This is a genomic window from bacterium (assembly GCA_035307765.1).
In the GTDB taxonomy this organism is placed as follows: Bacteria; Sysuimicrobiota; Sysuimicrobiia; order Sysuimicrobiales; family Segetimicrobiaceae; genus Segetimicrobium.
On the sequence record DATGHU010000044.1, the window covers coordinates 196,470 to 215,282 of the forward strand.

17 protein-coding genes are annotated in these 18,813 nt (G+C 69.4%); 13 read left to right on the plus strand and 4 right to left on the minus strand.

Annotated elements, in window-relative coordinates:
• Positions 1 to 101: 101 nt before the first annotated feature.
• The 9 genes from VKV57_15630 to VKV57_15670 all read left to right on the plus strand — a co-directional run bounded on the left by VKV57_15630 (position 102) and on the right by VKV57_15670 (position 10,144).
• The gene (locus VKV57_15630) at positions 102 to 1,580 is read left to right on the plus strand and encodes a UbiD family decarboxylase (GenBank protein HLW61334.1); all 1,479 of its coding nucleotides are present in this window, start codon (positions 102 to 104) and stop codon (positions 1,578 to 1,580) included.
• Between the two features lie 84 nt (positions 1,581 to 1,664).
• The gene (locus VKV57_15635) at positions 1,665 to 2,672 is read left to right on the plus strand and encodes a HoxN/HupN/NixA family nickel/cobalt transporter (GenBank protein HLW61335.1); all 1,008 of its coding nucleotides are present in this window, start codon (positions 1,665 to 1,667) and stop codon (positions 2,670 to 2,672) included.
• Positions 2,673 to 2,684: 12 nt separating this feature from the next.
• The gene (locus VKV57_15640) at positions 2,685 to 3,785 is read left to right on the plus strand and encodes an ABC transporter ATP-binding protein (protein ID HLW61336.1); all 1,101 of its coding nucleotides are present in this window, start codon (positions 2,685 to 2,687) and stop codon (positions 3,783 to 3,785) included.
• Between the two features lie 332 nt (positions 3,786 to 4,117).
• The gene (locus VKV57_15645; GenBank protein ID HLW61337.1) at positions 4,118 to 5,845 is read left to right on the plus strand and encodes an iron ABC transporter permease; all 1,728 of its coding nucleotides are present in this window, start codon (positions 4,118 to 4,120) and stop codon (positions 5,843 to 5,845) included.
• A 30-nt stretch (positions 5,846 to 5,875) separates the two neighbouring features.
• Positions 5,876 to 6,922: an extracellular solute-binding protein gene (locus VKV57_15650; protein ID HLW61338.1), complete on the plus strand. Its 1,047-nt coding sequence runs from the start codon at positions 5,876 to 5,878 to the stop codon at positions 6,920 to 6,922.
• Between the two features lie 13 nt (positions 6,923 to 6,935).
• Positions 6,936 to 7,118, plus strand: coding sequence for a hypothetical protein (locus VKV57_15655; GenBank protein ID HLW61339.1), 183 nt, complete (start codon positions 6,936 to 6,938; stop codon positions 7,116 to 7,118).
• The gene (locus tag VKV57_15660) at positions 7,115 to 8,128 is read left to right on the plus strand and encodes an amidohydrolase family protein (protein HLW61340.1); all 1,014 of its coding nucleotides are present in this window, start codon (positions 7,115 to 7,117) and stop codon (positions 8,126 to 8,128) included. The genes VKV57_15655 and VKV57_15660 overlap by 4 nt, the downstream gene beginning before the upstream one ends.
• 14 nt (positions 8,129 to 8,142) lie before the next feature.
• Positions 8,143 to 9,564: a UbiD family decarboxylase gene (locus VKV57_15665; protein HLW61341.1), complete on the plus strand. Its 1,422-nt coding sequence runs from the start codon at positions 8,143 to 8,145 to the stop codon at positions 9,562 to 9,564.
• Between the two features lie 127 nt (positions 9,565 to 9,691).
• Positions 9,692 to 10,144 (plus strand): pyridoxamine 5'-phosphate oxidase family protein, encoded by a 453-nt coding sequence (locus VKV57_15670; protein HLW61342.1) that lies wholly within the window; start codon positions 9,692 to 9,694, stop codon positions 10,142 to 10,144.
• A 48-nt stretch (positions 10,145 to 10,192) separates the two neighbouring features.
• On the opposite strand, the gene VKV57_15675 is transcribed toward VKV57_15670, so the two are convergent.
• Both VKV57_15675 and VKV57_15680 read right to left on the minus strand, forming a co-directional pair.
• The gene (locus VKV57_15675; GenBank protein ID HLW61343.1) at positions 10,193 to 11,035 is read right to left on the minus strand and encodes an ABC transporter permease; all 843 of its coding nucleotides are present in this window, start codon (positions 11,033 to 11,035) and stop codon (positions 10,193 to 10,195) included.
• Positions 11,028 to 11,825, minus strand: coding sequence for an ABC transporter ATP-binding protein (locus tag VKV57_15680; protein ID HLW61344.1), 798 nt, complete (start codon positions 11,823 to 11,825; stop codon positions 11,028 to 11,030). Before VKV57_15680 ends, VKV57_15675 begins: the two co-directional genes overlap by 8 nt.
• A 37-nt stretch (positions 11,826 to 11,862) precedes the next feature.
• Between VKV57_15680 and VKV57_15685 the strand changes: the two genes are divergently transcribed.
• Positions 11,863 to 12,951, plus strand: coding sequence for an ABC transporter substrate-binding protein (locus tag VKV57_15685; protein ID HLW61345.1), 1,089 nt, complete (start codon positions 11,863 to 11,865; stop codon positions 12,949 to 12,951).
• A gap of 24 nt (positions 12,952 to 12,975) precedes the next feature.
• Here VKV57_15685 and VKV57_15690 read toward each other — a convergent pair whose 3' ends face one another.
• Positions 12,976 to 14,199 (minus strand): MFS transporter, encoded by a 1,224-nt coding sequence (locus tag VKV57_15690; GenBank protein HLW61346.1) that lies wholly within the window; start codon positions 14,197 to 14,199, stop codon positions 12,976 to 12,978.
• A gap of 89 nt (positions 14,200 to 14,288) precedes the next feature.
• Positions 14,289 to 15,323 carry a cupin domain-containing protein gene (locus tag VKV57_15695; protein ID HLW61347.1) on the minus strand — a complete coding sequence of 345 codons (1,035 nt, stop codon included), beginning with the start codon at positions 15,321 to 15,323 and terminating at the stop codon, positions 14,289 to 14,291.
• A gap of 129 nt (positions 15,324 to 15,452) precedes the next feature.
• On the opposite strand from VKV57_15695, the gene VKV57_15700 reads away from it, so the two are divergent.
• From VKV57_15700 to VKV57_15710, 3 genes are read left to right on the plus strand one after another with little or no spacing between them, the layout of a single operon-like run.
• Entirely contained in the window at positions 15,453 to 16,091 is a 639-nt protein-coding gene (locus tag VKV57_15700) for a UbiX family flavin prenyltransferase (GenBank protein HLW61348.1), read from the plus strand.
• A complete protein-coding gene (gene fni, locus VKV57_15705; protein HLW61349.1) occupies positions 16,088 to 17,257 on the plus strand; it encodes a type 2 isopentenyl-diphosphate Delta-isomerase in 1,170 nt (389 codons plus the stop codon). The genes VKV57_15700 and fni overlap by 4 nt, the downstream gene beginning before the upstream one ends.
• 9 nt (positions 17,258 to 17,266) lie before the next feature.
• Complete coding sequence (locus VKV57_15710) at positions 17,267 to 18,688, plus strand: amidase family protein (protein ID HLW61350.1); 1,422 nt, start codon at positions 17,267 to 17,269, stop codon at positions 18,686 to 18,688.
• The last annotated feature ends 125 nt before the right edge of the window (positions 18,689 to 18,813 follow it).

Sequence of the window (18,813 nt, forward strand, 5' to 3'; positions counted from 1 at the left end):
CCACCGCTCCTGCCCGCGCCGACCGCCTCAGCGCGGCGTGAAAGGGGAATGGTAAGGAGAACGTGAACACATCGCCAGGGGCAGACCCGGAGGGGCGTTCGATGAGCATGGCGGTGGAACGCGGCCGCAGGACCGGGCCGTACACGGACCTGCGGGACTGGCTCCGCGCGGTCGAGGCGATGGGGGAGGTCCGGCGCGTCGAGGGCGCGAGCTGGGAAGAGGACATCGGGCGGATCACCGAGATGCTCCATCACACCGAGGAGTCGCCGGCCGTCCTCTTCGACGCCGTCCCCGGCTACCCGCGGGGCTTCCGGGTGCTGGTCAATTCCCTGGGGGCCCGCCGCCGCCTGGCCTTCACGCTGGGGATGGACCCGCAGCTCGGGACGTTGGGCCTCATCGACGCGTGGGAGGAGCGGTTGAACCGGATCGACCCGGTGCCGGTGCGTGAGGTTGCCGACGGCCCGATCTTGGAGAACGTCCTCGAGGGCGACGCCATCGACCTCTGGAAGTTCCCGACCCCCAAGTGGCACGCGCTCGACGGCGGTCGGTATATCGGCACGGCCGTGGCCAACGTCACCCGCGACCCCGACTCGGACTGGATCAACTTCGGCACCTACCGGGTGATGATCCACGATCGGAATCGCTGCGGCCTCTACATCTCCCCCGGGAAGCACGGGCGGCTGCACCGCGACAAATACTTCGCGCGCGGCGAGGCGATGCCCGTGATCGCGATGGTGGGCATGGACCCCATCCTCTTCCTCGCCAGTTGTTTGGAGATCCCGCTGGGGGTGAGCGAGTACGAGTGGGCGGGCGCCGTCAAGGGCGGGCCGGTGGAGGTGATCCGCGGCCGGCACACGGGGCTCCCCCTGCCGGCGCACGCGGAGATCGTGATCGAGGGGTTCGTCCATCCCAACGCGCGCCTCACCGAAGGGCCGTTCGGGGAGTGGACCGGGTACTACGCCAGCGGCAGCCGGGAGGAGCCGGTGATCGACGTGAAGGCGATCTATCACCGCCACGACCCCATTCTGCTGGGGTGCCCGCCCGAAAAGCCGCCGTACGAGGCGCATCACTTCCGCAAGTACCTCCGTTCCGGTATGCTGCGGAAGGCGCTCAAGGATGCCGGCGTCCCGGGGATCATGGGCGTCTACTGCCATCCCGTCGGCGGATGCCGCCTGCTCTACATTGTCGCGCTCCGGCAGATGTATCCCGGGCACGCGAAGCAGGCGGGGCTGCTGGCATCACAGGTGCGCGCCGGAGCCTACCTCAACCGGATGGTGGTCGTCGTCGACGAGGACATCGATATCACCGACCTCAGCGATGTGATGTGGGCCGTGCTCACCCGGGCCGACCCGGAGCAGGACTTCGAGATTCTCCGCCGCTGCTGGAGCGGGCCGCTCGATCCTGCGATCCATCCCGACCGCAAAGGGTTCAATTCGCGGGTGATCATCGACGCCACCCGGCCCTGGGAGTGGAAGGACCGGTTTCCGATCCCGATCGGGCCGGACCCCGACTACAAGCGGCAGACCCGCGAGACCTGGGGCTGGCTCCTCGGCGGCGACGGGAAGCCGCCCGGTCGGTGACATGAGCACTCCCGCCGGGTTCGGACGTGCGCTATGTCGTGCGGCACCCGGGAAGACCGACAACGGGCACCTGGAGGGGTGACGGTGATCAGAAAGGCACACACCGCGTGGCTGGGGTACGGCGGCGCGGTCCTGGGCTTGCACATCGTGGGGGTGATGGCGCTGCTCCCCGCCGCCCGCGCACACCCGTCGCTCCTCGGCATCGGGTTCCTCGCCTACACGCTGGGGTTGCGGCACGCGTTCGACGCGGACCACATCACGGCGATCGACAACACCGTGCGCAAGCTGGCCCGGCAGGACCGAACGCCGTTGGGGGTGGGGTTCTACTTCTCGCTCGGCCACTCCACGGTCGTGTTCCTGATGGTCCTCGCCACGGCGCTGCTGGCCCGCTGGGCGCAGCACGCCCTCCCGCACCTTCAGGCGCTGGGCGGGCTGATCGGCACCACCGTGTCCGGTGGGTTCCTCGTGCTCATCGGCCTGCTCAACCTCTTCATCTGGGTCGACATCTATCTGATCTTTCAGCAGATGCGCCGCGGCGCGCACGATGCGGAGGGACTCGAGCAGCTGCTGTTGTCCCGCGGGCTCATCGCGCGCATCGCCAGCCCGCTGTTCCGGTTGATCAGCCGCAGTTGGCACGTCTACCCGCTCGGGTTTCTCTTTGGGCTGGGGTTTGACACGGCGAGCGAGGTTGCCCTCTTGGCGCTGTCGGCGGGGGCGGCGGCCAGCGCGCTGCCGGTGTGGGAGATCTTGGCGCTCCCCGTGCTGTTTGCGGCGGGGATGAGCCTGATGGACACGGCCGACGGCGTGTTCATGGCGACGGCGTACCGCTGGGCGTTCGCGACGCCGCTCCGGAAGATCTACTACAACCTCACGGTCACCGGCCTCTCGGTCGTCGCGGCGCTCCTCATCGGCCTGATCGAGCTGACCCAGGTCCTCGCCCGAACCCTCGGACTGACCGCCGGGATCTGGGGGCGGCTGCAGGCGCTCGATCTGGGACGGATCGGGTACCTGCTGGTGGGGCTGTTCATCCTCACGTGGTCGTGCTCGTACGGTGCGTGGAGATTCCTGCGGATCGAAGAACGCGTCGGCTGATTCCCGCCTGCAATGGTAAAGGTGACCGACCTCCTCAAACGCTTTCAGGACGGACGGGCCGCGGTCACCGCCTGCGACGGGATCAGCTTCGAGGTGCCGGCGGGTAGGTTCTTCACGCTGTTGGGCCCGTCGGGATGCGGCAAGACCACAACGCTGCGATCGATCGCCGGGCTGGAGCGCCCCGACGGCGGGCAGATCGAGCTCGACGGCGCCGTCGTCTACTCCTCGCGCCGAGGCATTTTCGTGCCGCCCAACCGGCGGGACGTCGGCATGGTGTTTCAATCCTACGCGATCTGGCCGCACATGACCGTGTTCGAGAACGTCGCCTTTCCGCTGCGGGTCAATCGCGCCCACCCGCGATCGCAGCTCGCGGATCGCGTCCGGCAGGCGTTGGCCACCGTCCGGCTGGATGGGCTGGAGCAGCGTCCCGCCACCCGGCTCAGCGGCGGGCAGCAGCAGCGCCTGGCGCTGGCGCGCGCGCTGATCCGGGAGCCCAAGCTGCTGCTGCTGGACGAGCCGATGTCCAACCTGGACGCCAAACTGCGGGAACAGATGCGCCTCGAACTGCGGGCGCTGCAGCGGCAGTTGGGGATCACGACGATCTACGTGACCCACGATCAGGTTGAGGCCCTGGCGATGTCGAACCTTGTGGCGGTCCTGCACGAGGGACGGATCGTGCAGATCGGCCCTCCGCGGGAAATCTACGAGCGCCCGGCCACCCGCTTCGTGAGCGACTTCATTGGGTCGACGAACTTCGTGCCCGCCCGCGTCGTGAGCCCCGCGGGCGGCGACCTGTTCCACGTGCTCACTTCCTGCGGCCCCCTGGTCTGTGCGATTCCAGACGGGGCGGCCGTCGGCCGGGAGGTTGCGGTTTCCATCAGGCCCGAGGACGTGTCCATTCACACCCAGCCGTCCGATGACGCCTGGGAGGCGACGGTCGAGCAGGTGATCTTTCTCGGCGAGAGCATGGACTGCCGTCTCTCCTCGGGCCAGGTCCCGCTCCGCGCGCGCGTCCATCCCTCCGTCCGGGTGCGGAGAGGGGACCGCGTCTTCCTGACGTTCCACCCGGAGCGGTGCACCGCCGTGCGGCCCGACGGAGGGGTCCCGGCCTGACGGCGACCTGCCATCGAAGGCAGTGCGAGGTTGCCGGGTGATCCGGAGGGCAGGGGATGTGCGTGATGCGTCGCTCCCTCGCGGCCCCGGGGATCGCGCTCGCGTCGGCGGCGCCCTCGAATCGCGTCGACGCCGCCGTGCGGTCGACCGAGGACGCGGCCAGGCAAGAGGGAAGGTGATCGTCTACGGCTCGATGGAGTCCGAGACGATAGAAGCGGAGAGGATCACCACCGTCTTGATGGATGAGCTCTCCAGCGACGACTTCAGGAAATGAGCGGCGGTGTTTCGCCCCGTGTTTGGCGCGAGATCACCACCGCCGGCGCGGACCCCCAATGAGGGCCGATTCCCCCATGCTCCCTCGGGCCCGGCCAGCCATCGCGCGCTGGCGCGACCCCGCGCTGCTCACCGCGGTCGGCGCGGCGATCGTCCTCGCCTACCTCAGCCTGTACCCGTCCGCCATGCTCTTCTACGGCAGCCTCACCACGGCTCCGCTGGGGCAGGCCGGCCGGCTTTCCTTTGGCAACTACGTCGCCGCGTACACCGATCCCCAGATGTTTGCCGTTCTGTTCAACTCGTTCGTCTTTGCCCTCGGCGCTTCGATCCTCTCCGTCGGGCTCGCCGCCACGCTGGCCTGGGTGACGGTGCGGACGAACGCGCCGTGGCGGGGAGTGTTCGAGTTGACCGCGATCGTGCCCAACGTGCTGCCCCCGCTGCTAATCGCGATCTCCTGGACGCTCCTCGCCAGCCCGTCGATCGGCCTCTTCAACGTTGCGCTGCGGGCCGTCGTCCCTGTGGCCCGGGGGCCCCTCAACATCTATTCCCTGCCCGGTCTGATTTTCGTCGAGGGGTTGATTCTCGCTCCGCTCGCCTTTCTAATTCTGAGCGGCGCCCTGCGGAACATGGATTCGGCGCTGGAGGAGTCGGCGCGCACCGCCGGGGCCGGCCACTGGCAGGTCATCCGCACGGTGACGCTCCCGCTGATGCGGCCGGCGATCCTGGCCGCGGGGACGCTCAACTTCGTCCGGGCGCTCGAAAGCTTTGACACCCCCGCGATCATCGCCCTCCCCGCCCGGATCGAGCTGTTCACCACGAAGATCTTCCGCGAGGCCCTCGCCGCCTATCCCCCCAACTACAACCTCGCCGCGACGTACGGGGTGAGCCTGCTGGTCGTGGCCCTGGTGTTTGTGGCCCTGTACCGTCGATTGACCTCGCACGTCGAGGCGTTCGCCACGGTCACCGGCCGAGGGTTTCAGTCGCACCTGATCGATCTGGGGCCGTGGCGGTTCGCCGCCGCCGCCGCGGCCGGGGCCATCGTCATCCTGCTGGCCGTGCTGCCGATGGCGATGCTCGTCTTCATGTCGATCCTGCCCTACTTTCAGGCCCCGAGCTTCGAGGCGCTCCGGCACGCCACCCTCGCGCACTATGGCCAGATCCTCCACAACGACCGGGTGTACCGCGCGGTGATGCACAGCCTCTTCCTGGCGGTCGGGGGGGCCACCGTGGCGATGGGGATGTCGGCGCTCGTCGCCTACCTCACGGTCAAGACCAAGGTCGCCGGCCGGGGCATCTTGGAAGGGCTGACGTTTCTCCCCTGGGCGTTTCCCGGCACGGCCTTTGCCATCGGCCTGCTGTGGGCGTACGTTCGGCTGCCGCTGCCGATCTACGGCACGATCTGGATCCTCCTGATCGGGTACGTGACGCGGTTTCTCCCCTACGGCCTGCGCTCCGTGACGAGCACGATCATCCAGATCCACCGGGAGATGGAGGAGGCGGCGTGGGCGAGTGGGGCCGGATTCGGGACAACGTTCCGGCGGATCCTCGTGCCCCTGATGCGGTCGGGGATCGTGGCCGGGTGGATCCTGCTGGCCACGATTTTCATGCGCGAGTTCAGCCTGTCCGTGTTCCTCTACACCCCCGCCTCCGAGCCTGTCGGGCCCCTCATGTACTACCTCTGGCTGGACGGACAGACGGGCTCGGTGGGTGCGCTGGGGGTGCTGGTGAGCGTGATTTCGGCGGGGCTCATCATCCTCGCCCGCCGCTCCAGCCGCGGGAACAGGTGACGCCTCGACCGTCGGTGAAGGAGCACGGCGGTGGGGACTCCAGTCTCGGTTCGGGAGGGAACCATGCGGCGCCGGTGGGGGCTCTGGGTGATGATCCTGGCGGGGGTCGCGCTGGCGACGGCTCTGCCCGCGGCCCGGGCGCAACCCGATCCCGTCGCCGCCGCCCGGCAGGAGGGGCGCGTCGTCGTCTACGGCTCGCTTGAATCCCCGATCTTCGAGGTTATCCAGCAGCTGTTCAAGGAGAAGTACGGGATTCCCGTGGAGTATTTCCGGTTGGCCACGAACCGGCTTCTGGATCGCGTCCTGACCGAGGTGCGGGCCGGCAAGCCGCAGTTCGATGTCGTCCTCACGAACCTCAGCCCGATGCTGATCATGAAGCAGGCGGGCGCGTTCGGGCGCTACACGTCCCCGTCGTATGCGGCGTTCCCCCCCGCCAGCCTGGACAAGGACGGCGTCCTGTCGCCTCCCTACCGCGCGGTGGTCATCAGCATCCTCTACAACACCCGGCTGGTCACGGCGGACGAGGCGCCGCGGACGCTCGAAGATCTGCTCGCCCCGAAGTGGAAGGGGAAGATCGTCATGCCCGATCCCACCGAGCACATCACCGCGGCGATCTGGTTGGCCAATCTGCAGAGCGTGATGGGGCCACGGTATCGGTCGTTTGTGGAGGGGCTGGCCGGCCAGGCGGTGCTGGTGGATTCGTTCGACCCGGCGATGCAGAAGATCGTCGCCGGCGAGTACCCGTTGGGCTTGACCTACGTGAAGTACGTCTACATCATGGGAAAGCAGGGGGCGCCGATCGACTACGTGCGCCTCAACCCGATGCTCGCGGAAGCCCACCATGTCGCCCTGGGCATCCGGCCGAGCCACCCCAACGCCGCGCGCCTCTTCATCGATCTGTTCACCTCACGCCTGGGGCTGCTCACGCTCGCGCAGGCGGGGGAGTTCGTGCTCGTCCCCGGTATCTACCCCCCGATCAAGGACGCGAAGACGCTCCATCTCCGGCTGATGCGTGATCTGGACGATCAGCAGCTCCGGGCCTGGCGGGGTGAGTTCGGGACGTTCTTCCGGCATTGAGGCGGGCGGGACGATGACCGGCGCGGACCGGCGCGGCTGCGGCACCGAGCACGGCTCCGATCTGATCGTCGACATGCCCCGCGCCCTCGGTGTCGAGTGCGGGGGTTTCAACCCGGGCGCGGCGGTTCGCGGGCTCCACGACTCCCGCGTGGACTGCGGAGGCAACACCCGCCCGGGCGACGGAGGACCCCGATGATCATCGACTTCCAGCACCACTTCGTGCCCCTGGAGTTGGCCGCGCGCAGGGGGTTCGCGGCCGGGGAGCGGCGCAACCTGATCGAGGGCGGAATCCCCAAGTTCACGCTGCACGACAAGCTGTACGATCTCGATGCACAGCTGCGGGACCTGGATCAGGCCGGCATCGACCTCGCCGTCCTCACCTGCAATCTGGGGTGGGACGCGCCGCTCGAGGAGTGCCGGCTGATCAACGAGCGGCTGTCGGAGATCCAGGCCCGGTACCCGCGGCGGTTCGTCGGGATGGCGCACGCGCCCATCGTCGAGGAGGGCGGCCTGCGGGAGGTGGAGCGGGCGGCGCGCGAGTTGAACCTCCGCGGTGTGTCGATCGCCTCGCAGGTCGGCGGGCTGCTCCTGGATGCCCCGCCGCTGATGCCGTTCTATCGGACGGCGTGCGCGCTGGACCTCGCGGTGCACGTGCACCCCGCGATGATCCCCGCGGGATACGCGTGCCTCGGCGACTACGACCTGGCGCGGATCGTCGGCCGCGAGATGGACCTCCAGCTCGCCGTGTCCCGGGTGATCGCCGGGCGGGTGATGGAGGAGTTTCCGACCCTGAAGCTGGTTTTCGCGCACTTCGGTGGTGGGGTCGCCGCGATCAAGGAGCGGCTGGAGGCCAAAGCCGGACGGTTCGGGACCCTGCGCCGGCCGTTCGCAGAGTCCTTCGACCGCCTCTACTTCGACCTGGCCGGATTCGAGGGGGGAGCGGTCGCCTTGCGGTGCGCGCTCGCCGGCATCCGGCCCGACCGGCTGCTCTTTGCCACCGATTACCCCCAGGATTTCACGGGGGCGACGACCCAGACCGGCAAGGGCGTGTCGAGCATCCGCGACTACACGGGATTGGTTCGGACACTGGCGGGATCGGAGGCCGCGGCGCGCGCCATTCTGGGGGAGACCGCGGCCGGCCTCCTCCGGCTGGAGACCTGGGGCCGGGAGCCCTCGGGGCGCGAGTCGGCCCCGGGCACGGCGTGAAGAGGAGAGAACCGATGAGCGATCGCGACTTGCGGGAGTGGATGACCCAGGTGGAGGAGCTGGGAGAACTCAAGGCCGTCGAGGAGGCCCACTGGGACGTCGAGATCGGGGTGATCACCGAGATCGTAATGAACCGCCACGGCCCGGCGCTGTTGTTCGACAACATCCCGGGGTATCCGGCGGGTCACCGGATCCTCGCCAACGCCCTCGGCGGGCCGAAGCGCCTGGCCCATACGTTGGGGCTGCCCCCCGATCGCGACCTGAAGGCGCTCCTGAAACTGTGGCAGGAGAAGAATCGAGCGTTGCGGCCGATTCCCCCCCGGGTCGTGAAAGACGGTCCGGTGCTGGAGAACGTCCACCGGGGAGGGGAGATCGATCTATTGACGTTTCCCGTTCCGAAGTGGCACGAGCACGACGGCGGCCGGTACATCGGCACCGGCAGTGTGGACATCACCCGCGACCCCGACGAGGGGTGGGTGAATTTGGGATGCTACCGGGTGATGGTGCACGACCGGAACCACGTCGGCTTCTACATTTCCCCCGGCAAGCAGGGACGGATTCAGCGGGACAAATGGTTCGCCCGGGGGGGGCCGATGCCGGTCGCAATGTCCTTCGGTCACGATCCGGCCATCTTCATGGCGGGATCGCTTGAGATCCCCTGGGGAATGTCCGAATACGATTGGGTGGGGGGGGTGCGGGGGTCCGCCGTTGACGTGATCGAGGGGCCGATCACCGGGCTCCCCATCCCCGCGGCGGCCGAGATCGTGATCGAGGGATTCGTGGACCCGACCCACAAGCTGCCGGAGGGGCCCTTCGGGGAGTGGACGGGGTACTACGCCAGCGCGCGGCGGGAAGAGCCGGTGGTCGAGGTCGTCGGGCTCTACCACCGTCACCGCCCGATCCTGCTGGGCTCCCCTCCGGTCAAGCCCCCCTCCGAGCTGGCCTACTACCGCGCCTTCCTCCGCGCCGCGGCGATCGACGAGCAGCTCAGGCTGGCCGGCATCCCGGACGTCGCCGGGGTATGGTGTCACGAGGTGGGCGGGTCCCGATTGTTCACGGCGGTCGCGATCACGCAGCGCTACCCCGGACACGCGAAGCAGGCCGCGATCGTGGCCTCGCAGTGTCACGCCGGGGCGTATCTGGGCCGCTTCGCGGTGGTGGTCGACGAGGACATCGATGTGATGAACCTCGAGGAGGTGATGTGGGCGATCTGTACCCGCTGTGATCCGGAGAGGGACATCGACATCCTCCGGCGATGCTGGAGCGGCCCGCTGGACCCGATCATCCCGCCCGAGCGGAAGGGCCTGAACTCTCGGGCGATCATCGATGCGACCCGGCCGTTCGAGTGGCGCGATCAGTTCCCCCGCGTGGCCGAATCCAGCCCGGAGCGGCGGAACGCGGTCCTGGCGAAGTGGGGCCGCACCATCCTCTCGTAGGATGGCGAGGGAGCGTGTCGATCGCGTACCGTGACCCGCGGGTGCACCTGACGCTGCTGGGGGAGGCCGGCACGCCGCACCGCGTCCGCGCGGAGGTGGACAAGACCTGGGCGACCGCCCGGCGCCGATGAAGACGCTCCCCAGCTTCTCCGACCGGCTCGCCGCCCTCCTCATGGCCGGAACCCCCGCGGTGCTGGTCACCGTCGGAGGGGACGGGTGGGGTCACGCGGCGATGACCTGGGCCGCGGCGGACGACCCGCAGCGCGTGCGCTTCGGGGTCGACCACGGGAGCGCGACCCTGGCCAATCTGGAGCGCGACGGTCGGGCCGCCCTGCAGATCATCGGCACGGACAACATCCTGGCCCTGATCAAGGGGCGAGCCCGGGTGAGGCGAGCGCGGATCGCCGCCGCACCGTTTCCGATGGCGCTGTGGGAGATCGCGGTGACCGAGGTCAAGGACCAGTCGTGGGGGCCGGTCGTCGTCGCTCCGCTGGCCTACGAATGGATCGGCCCGGAAGCCGCGACGCTGCGTCGCATCGAGCAGGCGGTGCTCGCCGAGCTGCGTGACTGGTCGGGGTGACGTCGCCGGTCCACGGGGTTGTCCGGGGCCGGTGGGCGGCGGGATCCGCTACCCGTGATGCAGCGGCTTCCAGGATTCGAACCGCAGTTCCAGCTGCCGCAGCGCCCACATCATGAGGATGGCGGACGTGGCCAGCATCCCGATGCCGACAAAGACGCGGTCGGTCTGGAAGGTTTCGCCGGCGACGGCGATTTCGTAACCGATCCCCGCCGTCGCTGCGGTCAGCTCGCCGACCACGATCCCCACCAGCGCCTGGCCGACCCCGAGCCGCAGCCCGGCGATCAAGAACGGCACGGCGCCGGGCAGAACGATCGTGGCGAAGATCTGGCGGTTGTTGGCACCGAAGGATCGAGCCGTCCGGATCAGCGACTCGTCGGCGGCGCGCACGCCGGCCTCGGTGCTGATGAGGATCTGGAAGACGGCCACCAGGAAGACCACGGCGATCTTCGACCACACGCCGATGCCGAGCCAGATGATGAACAGCGGGGCGAGCGCAATCCGCGGCGTCGAGTAGAGCGCGGAGACGAACGGCTGGAGGGCGGCGTCCAGGTCCCGGTACCAGCCCATCGCCACCCCGAGCAGGATGCCCACGACCACGGCCAGCGCGTATCCCGCCAGGAACTCGCCGCCGCTCACCCGGATGTCCTTGCCCAGGCTCCCCTCGTGCAGCATCTGCACGAACGTTGAGGCGACTCGGCTGGGGGAGCTGGTGAACAGCGGGTTGACGAGCCCAAACCGCACCACCCCTTCCCAGGCGGTGAGGGACAGGACCACGGAAACGGTCCCGATGATCCGGGCGCGAACGGCGGGGGAACTCCTGCGGGTTCCCGGCCGACGGGGGATGGGGGGGGCCTCGCCGCGGTCCCGTCCCAGCGCCTTCTCTTCAAACATGCGGCATGCCCCGGTAGGCCAGGCGCGCTTCCTCCTCGATCAGCGCCCAGATCCGGTCCTCGAGCTCCAGAAACGGCACGGTCCGCTTCACGCGGAGATCTCGCGGGCGGGGGAACGTGACGGGGAGGATGCTCTTCACCCGTCCGGGGCGGGCCGAGAGCACGACCACCCGATCGGCCAGGTAGATCGCCTCGTTGATCTGATGTGTGATGAACACCGCGGTGCGGCGGGTTTCCTGCCAGATCCGCATCAGCTCGGCCTGCATGAACTCGCGGGTCTGGGCGTCGAGGGCGGCAAAGGGTTCGTCCAGCAGGATGACCTCCGCGTCCATCACCAGGGCCCGCGCCAGGTTCACCCGCTGCAGCATCCCGCCGGAGAGCTCGGCCGGGTGATAGCGCTCGAATCCCGACAGGCCGACGAGACGGATCATCTCGAGGGCGCGGGGCACCGCGTCGCGCCGCGGGAGGCCCTGCAGTTCCAGCCCGTAGGTCACGTTCCGCAGGACGGTCCGCCAGGGCAGCAGCGACGGGCTTTGGAACACCATGGCGCGGTCGCGTCCCGGGCGGACGATCGGGCGGCCGTCGAGCAGAATCCGCCCCCCCGTCACCGGGAGCAGGCCGTCCAGGCAGTGCAGAAACGTCGTCTTGCCGCAGCCGCTCGGCCCGACCAGGCACAGGAACTCGCCGGGCTGCACGTCCACCGAAAACCCGTCCAGCGCGAGGGTCGTCACCCCGGTCCGCGGATTCTCGTACCGGACGGTGACGTCGATCGCTTCCACCTTCGCTCTCACGGCTCGCCCCCGGGCGCGCGGATACCGGAGTATTACCGTGGGGCGCAAGCGGCTCCTGCAGGGAGCGCCCGCCGCTGCCTCGAAGCAAGCCACCGACGCCACCCGAGAGGGGGAAACGATCGTGCGGATGTCGGTCAGCCGGCGCGATTTCCTTGGGATCTCGGCGGGAGCGGTCCTGGCGGATCTGCTCGCCGCGAGCCGCGCGCCCGCGGCGGAGGTGTTGACCTCCCTCAAGGTCGGCATGTCCTTCTCCAACCTCGACGCGGTGGCGGCCTGGATCGCCGAGGACAAGCACTTCTTCGAGCGGTACGGGCTCACCGTCAGCATCATCAACATCCAAGGCGGCGCTAAGACCGTCGCCGCGATGGCCGCCGGCGACGTGCCGATCGCGTTCATCGCCGCCGCCGACATCATCAACGCCCGGGTGAAGGGCCTGCCCCTCGAGATGATCGGCGGGCTGATCAACCGATTCCCGTACGATTTCGTCGTGGCGAAGAACATCACCACCCCGTCGCAGCTCAAGGGGGCGAAAGGGGCGATCAGCGGGTTCGGCTCGTCGTCCGACTTCGCGGTCCGCTACGCCCTGACGAAACTGGGCGTCGACCCGCAGGACGTGACGCTGCTGCAGGCCGGCAACGAGACCTCCCGGTTGGCCGCGCTCAGTTCCGGCCAGATCCAGTTCACGGTCCTGACCGCCGGATTGGACCTCGCCGCGTTCGACCTGGGGTACAAGCCGCTCGTCAAGCTGTACACCCTGGACCAGCCCTACCAGCACACAGGGATCGCGGCCAACATCACCTGGGCGAAGGCCCATCCGGCGCTCGTGGCCGGGTTCCTCAAAGCCGTCGTCACCGCCAACGTCTTCATCAAGAACCGCCTGAACATCGCCGCGGCGCTGGCGCTGATCCATCCGCACCTGCCGATCAAGGAGGGCGAGCTGCGCGAGGGATTTCAGCTCTACCGGGACCAGTTCTACTCCGTCTACCCGCTGGTGACCCAACCCGGGCTGGAGTTCATCCTGCGCGCCCGGAAGATCGACCAGGCCGCCACGGATTTCTTCGACAACAGCTACGTGCAGGCGCTCCAAGACAGCAACTTCGCCGCGACGGTCGAGAAGGCGCCCTGACCCGCACCGCCCGGGTCCCGCGGGTCAGGGGACGGCGGCGGTCTCTCTCACGAAGAAGAGCACCACGCTTGCCAGCAGGTAGGAACTGACCATCAGCGCGAAGCCGGCCGGAAACCCCCAGCGCGCGATCGCCAGCCCGATCACCACTCCCCACACCGCGGCACCCGTAAACGAGACCACGTAGAACAGGCTGAAGGCGCCGTCCCGCTCCTCGTCCGTGACGATGTCGGCCAGCAGCGCCTGCGACAGCGAGCTCTCATTGTACACCGCGAGGCTCAGCACGATCAGCGCCGCCAGGATGCCGAGGAGGCTGGCCCCCGTCCGGGCGAGCCCCGTGGTGGCGATGGCGGAGATCCACAGCGAGGCGATCATCACCGGCCTGCGGCGCCCCATCCGGTCGGCGATGCGGCCGGCGAGCAGGGGAGAGATGACGCTGCCGGCGGCGAGGAGGGAGACGAAGGCGCCGGCGGTGGAGGGCGCGAGCCGGAGCCCGGAGAGAAGATAGAGAGGGACGTAGGTGAGGATGATCCCGAGGCCGCGCCCGCCGGAGGTCAGCGCGCGGCTCAGCATCAACGCCAGGACATTCGGGTTGCGCGCCGCGGCCAGATACGGCGGGCGCGCCCCGGCGCCCTCCGACGGGAGCCGCGCCGGCGCCGGCCGCCGGTCGTCGGCCAGGAGCCAGAAGAGCAGCCCGACGACCACCCCCGGGATCGCGAACAGCATCAGGGTGTGGCGCCAGCCGACGCGGGGCAGGAGGATCCCCACCGCCAGCGGGGTCAGCACGGTCCCAATGTTGCCGCCCGAGAAGTGCAGGGCGAACGCGGAGGCTCGCCGCTTGCGCGGGTACCAATCCGCGAGCAGCGAGGAGCCGACCGGATGCTGCGGGCTCGTGGCGATGGCGGCGAGCAGCCGGAGCCCCAGGAGAGCGGCGAAGCTGCCCGCCAGCCCGGAAAGGCCGATCGACAGGCCGAGCAGCAGGTTGCCCCCGCCGCAGAGCGCCTTCCGCCGGAACCAGCGGGACAGCCAGCCCTGGACGCCCTGCAGGAGGCCCCCCACCACGCCGATCGCGCCGACCAGCAGGCCGATCTGCGCGTACCCGAAGCCGAGCGCCTGCATCGCCGCGGGGAAGATCAAGGGGTAGAGCGTGGGCTGAATGTGGGTGACGGCGTGTGCGCAGCTCAGCAGGGCCAGATCCTTCGCGTGCCGGTCGCCCTCCGGTCGCGCCCCCGCCTCGACGGCAGCGTCCACTCGGGTGACCTCCGATCGCTACCCGCGGCGCCCGGCGGGGCGCGCGGACACGGCGGCGCCCCCCGCGCCCATCGCGATGATGCCGAGCCTCACGTTCGCGGTTTTCCGGCGGCCTGCGGTCCGGCGTACTCGGGCGCGTGCTCCAAGCGGACGACGGCGTCGTACCCGAGCAGTTTGAAGAGGCGATTCTGCGCCGACAGAAACACGAGGGGGGCGGCCGGATCGGTGTTGTACAGCTGGTGGACCGTGTTGTGGGGGATGTACACCATGTCCCCCGCGCCGAACTCCCAGCGGGTCGGCTCCTTTGCCACCCGGGCCATATAGCGCTCGCCGATCTCGGCCTCGACGTCCCACTGCAGGCTGTACCCCCGTCCCGAGAGGACGTACAGTGCCTCGTCGGCCATGTGCCAATGCTTCGCCGACCGGCTGCCCGCGGGGATCTCCTGCTGAAAGACGTCCGTGCTGAACGCCCGCACGTCGGTGCGTTGCGGGGAGGTGAGCACCCGCACCCGACCGTCGGGGGTGGTCTCCCACCGGGTGTCGGATGGTTTGACGACCTTCTTGCGCTCTCCCACCCCCGCCGTCCACAGGCGGGACCAGTCCTCCGGGGGGCCGTACCGGTCGCCATCGGCGACCGGGCCGCCGCGGCCCTGCTGAATGAGGCCGAGGTACATCCAGGTGGCCTTGGCCTTCATGATCAGGCAGAGCGCGCGTTTCTGGCTGTCGGCGTTGTAGTGCCGGTGCACGGAGTCGTTGTGGACGATCACGAGGTCGTCCTTCTCCCAGTCGTACCGCTTCCCGTCGTGGATCTCGTAACCGCGCCCCTCCAAGATGTAAAAGAGGGCTTCGTTCTGGTGCCCGTGCCCGCGGTTCGAGCCCCCCGGCGCCAACTCCACGAAGTGCATCTGCACCGTCTGCGTGAGGAACGGATCGTCGCCCGGGCCCAGGATCCACCAGGTGCGAGATTGATCGGAGTCCCCGGAGTGACCGACCCGGGCGTCATCCACCACGGTCCCCGCCCGGCGCACCCGGGGCGACGCCCGCTGGAGCCGTCGGAAATCCGAGAGGCCGTATTGTTCCGCGGTGATGCCTTTGAGGAAAACCCGCCCTTCGCGTTCGCTCACCCGCTTCACCTCCCGGCGCCGCCGCGGCCGCGGCGCCCCGCAAAGGGGTTCCCTCCCTTCGAGTCGCTCCCCTGCTCGTTCCGCCCGCCAAAGGAATGAAATTTGGGCGCCCCGAAGTGTGCCTTCGCGATGGCACACGCGCGCCGCTTGATCGTTGCCCTATCCGGATCGACCGGCCCCCACTACGGGGTCCGCCTGTTGGAAGTGCTTCGGGCGCACACCGACGTCGAAACCCACCTCATCCTGACGGCGGCCGCCCGGAAGACCATCGCCTACGAGATGGGGCGGGATCCCGCGACCGTGGCGGCGCTGGCGCACGTCGTTCACGACGAACGGAACATCGCCGGATCGATCGCCAGCGGGACCTTTGTCACCGATGGGATGGTCGTCGCGCCCTGCTCGATCAAGACCTTGTCCGCGATCGCGAACAGCTACAACGACACCTTGACGGTGCGGGCCGCCGATGTCTGCCTCAAGGAGCGCCGGCGGCTGGTCCTCGTGGTGCGGGAGACGCCCCTGCACGCGGGACATCTCCGGCTGATGGTCGAGGCCACGGAGGCGGGGGCGGTGATTCTGCCGCCGGTGCCGGGCTTCTATCATCTGCCGAAGACGGTGGGGGATCTCGTCGACCACACGATCGTCAAAATCCTCGATCAGTTCGGCATCCACCTTGATCTGATCCGGCGCTGGACCGGGCTCGACCCCGAGGGGGCGGTGGTGAGCCTCGACCGGCCCCGCCGCAAGGGGTCCGCGAAGCCCGGCCGATGAGCCGACGCCCCGCCCGGAGGACGCGGCGTCCCGTTCGGCCGCGCTCCTCCGCCGCCCCGCGCGGGCCGGTCGAGCGGCGGAAGGCCGAGCACCTGCGGTTGGCGACGTCGGGAAACGTCACCAGCCCCCGGGGCCCCGGATGGGCCGACGTTCACCTGGTGCACCAAGCCCTTCCCGCCGCCGACCTCGACGCGATCGATCTGACGACCGAGTTCCTCGGGCATCGGCTGCGGGCGCCGCTCGCGATCGCGTCGATGACCGGGGGCCACCGCGGGGGCGGTGACATCAACGCCCGATTGGCGCGCGCCGCGGAGCGGTTCGGCGTGGCGATGGGATTGGGAAGCCAGCGCGCCGCCCTGCATAACCCCGCACTCGCCCGTACGTACGCCGTGGCGCGGGAGGCGGCCCCGCACGCGTTGCTCATCGCCAACGTTGGTGCCGCGCAACTGGTGACGCAGGAGGGCGGCCCGCCGCTGACCCACCGGCACTTGGCGGACGCGGTCGCCATGATCGGCGCGGACGCGCTGGCCATTCATCTCAACTTTCTCGAAGAGACGATCCAACCGGAAGGGGACCGGCGAGTCGCGGGGCTGCGGGACGCGCTCGCCGACGCGGTGGGGTCGCTCGCGGTGCCCGCGATCGCCAAGGAAACCGGCGCCGGCATCTCCCCGCACACCGCGGTGGAGTTGCGCGCCCTCGGGTTCCGGGCGCTCGATGTGGGGGGGATGGGCGGAACCAGTTTCGCGGCGATCGAGACGGCGCGGGCCGAAGCGCGGCGCGATCGCCGGCGCACCCTGCTCGGCAGGGTGTACGCCGAGTGGGGCATTCCGACGGCGGTGTCGGTCGTCGCCGCCGCCCCGGCCGGGCTTCCGCTCATCGCCACCGGCGGGGTGCGGACGGGCTTGGACGCCGCGAAGGCGATCGCCCTCGGCGCGACGCTGGTGGGGGTCGGCAGCCCCCTCCTCTCCGCGGCACTGGAGGGGGATGCGGCGATCGAGCTCTGGATCACGCAGTTCCTGGAAGAGCTTCGTGTCGCCGTGTTCCTCAGCGGCGGGACGCGCGCCGCCGAGCTCCGCTCGGCCCCCAGGGTCGTGCTGGGAGAGACACGGCGGTGGATCGAGGACATCGGCTGCGGGGACGCCCTCGCCCCGGCACCGGGAGGGTAGGTGGTGGAGATGACCGATCTGTGCTATACGCCCGCGGTCGAGCTCCGGCGGTTGATCCGTGCCAAGCAGGTCTCGCCGGTAGAGGTGACCGAGGCCGTGCTCAGCCGGATCGACCGGCTCAACCCCGTGCTGAACGCGTTCATCACCGTGACCCCGGACCTCGCACGCCAGGAGGCCCGGGCGGCCGAGGCCCGAGTGCTCGAGGGGGAGGGGGTGCTCCCGCTCGATGGGATCCCGTACTCGATCAAAGATCTCGAGCCGACCGCGGGCATTCGGACCACGTTCGGGTCGAAGTTCTTCGAACACAACGTCCCGGCCGAAGACGGCGTGGTCGCTTCGCGCCTCAGGGCGTCCGGGGGCGTCCTCCTCGGAAAAACCAACACCCCGCACTTCGGGCACAAGGACATGAGCGACAATCTGATCGGCCCGCCGTGCCGGAACCCGTGGAAGCTGGACCGGACCTCCGGCGGCTCATCGGGTGGCGCGGGGGCGGCGGTCGCCGCGGGGCTGGGACCGCTTGCGCACGGATCGGACGGGGCCGGGTCGATCCGCATTCCGTCGGCACTGTGCGGCGTCTTTGGCCTGAAGCCCTCGTTCGGACGCGTGCCGTCCCACCCGAACACCGACTACTGGTCCGCCCGCTCGCACAACGGCCCGATGACGCGGACCGTCCGCGATGCGGCGCTGATGCTGAGTGTCATGGCCGGACCCGACCCCCGGGATCCGCTCACGATCGACGCGCCGCCGGACGATTATCTCCGAGCCTGCGAGGGGGACCTTAAGGGCCTGCGGGTCGCCTGGAGCGGAGACCTCGGGTACGCGACCTCCGAGGTGGCCCCCGAGGTGCGGGCCATCGCCGAGCGGGCGGCCCGGCGCTTTCCCGACCTCGGCTGCGACTTGGAGGCACCGACGATCCGGTGGCCCGATCCGAGAGAGTTCCACAAGGTGATCTGGCAGGTCAGTATCGGATCGCGCATGATCGACCGGGCGATCGAGCGCCCCGCCTGGATCGAGCCGACGCTCATGCAGATGGTCCTCGCCGCCGGGAGGCTCAGCGCGATCGAGTACGCCAAGGCGCTGCTCGCCCGCACCGTCTTCTACCAGGCGGTGCGCGAGTTCTTCGATACCTATGACCTGCTGCTGACCCCCCAGATGCCGGTTGCGGCGTGGTCCGTGGACGCCGGCGCCAACGAGGGGCCCCCGGATGTTCAGGGGCGCCCGTTGCTCTTCCTCGACCGGGTGCCCTTCATGTATCCATTTAACTTCACCGGCTATCCGGCCGCCAGCGTGCCGTGTGGGTTCACCGCCGAGGGGCTGCCGGTCGGCCTGCAGATCGTGGGTCGCTGGCACGCCGACGCAATGGTGCTGCGCGCGGCGGCGGGGTTTGAGGCGATCCAGCCGTGGGCCGAGCATCGCCCCCCGCTCGGGTAGCCGGGTCGAGAATTCCGGGAGCCCGATCGTCGTTATCCGAGAGAGCCTGGGGGTCGACGCGCCGGGCGGATGACGTCCCTACCCGTGAGGACCCGCGTGCCTGAAATCAACGCCGAGATCGTCGA

Excerpts from the sequence above, each read along its gene's own strand:
- VKV57_15630 (HLW61334.1), top strand. The coding sequence starts at position 102 with ATGAGCATGGCGGTGGAACGCGGCCGCAGGACCGGGCCGTACACGGAC.
- VKV57_15640 (HLW61336.1), top strand. The coding sequence starts at position 2,685 with ATGGTAAAGGTGACCGACCTCCTCAAACGCTTTCAGGACGGACGGGCC.
- VKV57_15645 (HLW61337.1), top strand. The coding sequence starts at position 4,118 with ATGAGGGCCGATTCCCCCATGCTCCCTCGGGCCCGGCCAGCCATCGCG.
- VKV57_15655 (HLW61339.1), top strand. The coding sequence starts at position 6,936 with ATGACCGGCGCGGACCGGCGCGGCTGCGGCACCGAGCACGGCTCCGAT.
- VKV57_15660 (HLW61340.1), top strand. The coding sequence starts at position 7,115 with ATGATCATCGACTTCCAGCACCACTTCGTGCCCCTGGAGTTGGCCGCG.
- VKV57_15665 (HLW61341.1), top strand. The coding sequence starts at position 8,143 with ATGAGCGATCGCGACTTGCGGGAGTGGATGACCCAGGTGGAGGAGCTG.
- VKV57_15670 (HLW61342.1), top strand. The coding sequence starts at position 9,692 with ATGAAGACGCTCCCCAGCTTCTCCGACCGGCTCGCCGCCCTCCTCATG.
- VKV57_15675 (HLW61343.1), bottom strand. The coding sequence starts at position 11,035 with ATGTTTGAAGAGAAGGCGCTGGGACGGGACCGCGGCGAGGCCCCCCCC.
- VKV57_15700 (HLW61348.1), top strand. The coding sequence starts at position 15,453 with ATGGCACACGCGCGCCGCTTGATCGTTGCCCTATCCGGATCGACCGGC.
- fni (HLW61349.1), top strand. The coding sequence starts at position 16,088 with ATGAGCCGACGCCCCGCCCGGAGGACGCGGCGTCCCGTTCGGCCGCGC.
- VKV57_15710 (HLW61350.1), top strand. The coding sequence starts at position 17,267 with ATGACCGATCTGTGCTATACGCCCGCGGTCGAGCTCCGGCGGTTGATC.